4 protein-coding genes are annotated in these 2,213 nt (G+C 36.5%); 3 read left to right on the forward strand and 1 reads right to left on the reverse strand.

Going from position 1 to position 2,213, the window contains the following annotated elements:
* Positions 1-3 precede the first annotated feature (3 nt).
* Entirely contained in the window at positions 4-444 is a 441-nt protein-coding gene (locus ABVT42_RS22065) for a hypothetical protein (protein ID WP_367024494.1), read from the reverse strand.
* A gap of 119 nt (positions 445-563) precedes the next feature.
* Here ABVT42_RS22065 and ABVT42_RS22070 point away from each other — a divergent pair, with 119 nt between their 5' ends.
* The 3 genes from ABVT42_RS22070 to ABVT42_RS22080 are packed head-to-tail and all read left to right on the forward strand — an operon-like array spanning position 564 to position 2,107.
* Positions 564-1,103, forward strand: coding sequence for a hypothetical protein (locus ABVT42_RS22070; protein ID WP_367024496.1), 540 nt, complete (start codon positions 564-566; stop codon positions 1,101-1,103).
* A 7-nt stretch (positions 1,104-1,110) separates the two neighbouring features.
* Positions 1,111-1,614, forward strand: coding sequence for a hypothetical protein (locus ABVT42_RS22075; protein WP_367024498.1), 504 nt, complete (start codon positions 1,111-1,113; stop codon positions 1,612-1,614).
* A 37-nt stretch (positions 1,615-1,651) separates the two neighbouring features.
* On the forward strand, positions 1,652-2,107 hold the full coding sequence (locus ABVT42_RS22080; RefSeq protein WP_353898135.1) for a hypothetical protein: 456 nt from the start codon (positions 1,652-1,654) through the stop codon (positions 2,105-2,107).
* The last annotated feature ends 106 nt before the right edge of the window (positions 2,108-2,213 follow it).

Genomic DNA, 2,213 nt, shown 5'->3' on the forward strand with positions numbered 1-2,213 from the left:
TCATTAACAAAAGCGTTGCTGCAAACAAGGTTGAATCCTAGTGTGATGAGGTATGGACTGTAGTAACTGGTTGATAGTGGGCAAGAGAATATTGAAGCGGCGAGAGGAAAAGCTTCGCCAGGGTTGTTCTGAAAAAGGACGACTTTTGATAAAGGTCCGAAATAGCCCCAGCTGCTTGATTAAAGCATTCAGCCAACGCCAGGCTTGTCTGGGCTCTTGATGGGGTTTGGCTGTTGCCGCTTGCCAGGCGTGCTTAACCGTGGAACCACTGAGCAAGCTCTTGATAAAAGCCAGCAATGTCGTTAATAAATAATGCCGACCCGGAACAACCTGTTGCAAATAGAGCTGACGAGTACGACCACAACCACTGCGTCCATAACGTTGACTGCAAATCATCCGTTTACCGACAATATCTCGCTGGCGGTAGTCACGTTGTTTATACACATANTCTGCATAAAAATCAACCGAAAATCAAAAGGTCAAAATTCTACAGAAAAATTAAGTTTCCCGAATTCACGTTATAAAGAAGAATTGAGTGATGATGTTAATTTGGCTGAAAAGGATTGAATGGTTCGACATTAATGTGGGAAATCACACCTCCGACGATAGCTGATTTACTGGCAACTGGTTATGATCCTGAAAAGGACTATGTAATGCATATTGTTGATAGAGGGGAAGATTTATCGGAGTTTGGTGAAAATACCTTTACGCCAACTTGGGAAGAGATGGGACAGCCTGCGATATCTCAGCTTGATAAGAAACATCATGAAGCAGTACCCAAAGTCATTAATTCTGAATACCAAAAAGAGTATGCTCAACATATGGAATCTTATTGGGCGGCTGAATTAAATGAGTTTAATGATAAAGATAAAGAGCTGTATGCTGGAAGATTGAGTGATAGTGACAATGAGAAGTTTTTAGCTCGACATGCAATTAGAACAGAATTAGGTGCAAATAGTGAATTCACCGGAGATGGGATGACGCAATGCCGCCATCCTAATAATAAACATGGTGTAGTAGAAACTTTGACTTTGGAAAATAATCCACCACCAGTTTCTGAAATGAAAAATGTTCGTTCAATTCGATTAAAGCCTATTGGTTAAAGAGGAAATGATGGTTACCAGTGTAAAAAGCAACTTAGGTTTAATAGATCAGGCAAACTTAAAAAGTGATGAAAAAGTTTTATTAAAATTAAATTATCCCATGTTTCCTGACGAAGTATCACTTTTAATAAAGAAAGGGAAATACTTAGTCCTATCAACAGATTTTTATTCAAAACTTGATAAATGCAGAATGTACTCTCAAAGTGAGTTTCCGTTAAAATCTCTACCCTGGATTATTGACCGAATAGAAAATGGTTTTTGGAAAAAGCCAGCTGAGGGTGGTTTGTCAGATTTTGAACGCAGTGTATCATCTGAGTTTGAAGGAGAGGTGATCGGAATAAATGTTAAAATGCATTGCTGCGCAGAAAACCTGAACGGCTTTAATATATGGAATACTAGTAGGACTAGTTACCTTAATAAAATGTCAAATCAAGGATGGGATGTTCCTGTTTATATGCTTAAAGATGGTTTGTTGGATGAGTTGAAAAAAATAGCTGCTAAATATAGCTAAGGAGTTGTGATTTAATTAGAAATATATCGTGACAAAAATGAAAAGTAATTTAGGATTAATTAATTTAGATAACTTGCAAAGTGATGAACATCTAGTTTTAACTATAGATTATGAAATGTCATCAAATAAACGTTTTTATCTAATTATTAAAGGTAATTACTTAATTGTGGCTGGTAAGTATTTTTCTAAACTTAAGAAAATCTGGAGAAGCAATCAAAGAGAGTTTCCACTACAGTCGTTACCATGGATAGTCGACAGAATAGAAAATGTTTTTTGGAAAAAGCCAGCTGACGGTGGTTTGTCAGACTTTGAACGCAGTGTATCAAATGAGTTTGAAGGAGAGAAAGTCGGAGTTAATGTTATGATGCATTGCTGTTCAGAAAATATGCATGGTTTTAACATTTGGAATTCAATTCGAAAAGATTATATTGCTGATATACCTCCTCATGAATGGAATATACCTGACTATATGCTTAAGGATGGTTTATTGTAGTTTACTTTTTTACCATCATACTTCTTGTCAATTTATTTATCATAAGATTGTGCAAGAATTAAACGACTTTACCCAATTAACATCGTCCGCTTTTTAGTGCTTGCCA

Source organism: Aliikangiella maris, from assembly GCF_040719265.1.
Taxonomy (GTDB): Bacteria; Pseudomonadota; Gammaproteobacteria; order Enterobacterales; family Kangiellaceae; genus Aliikangiella; species Aliikangiella maris.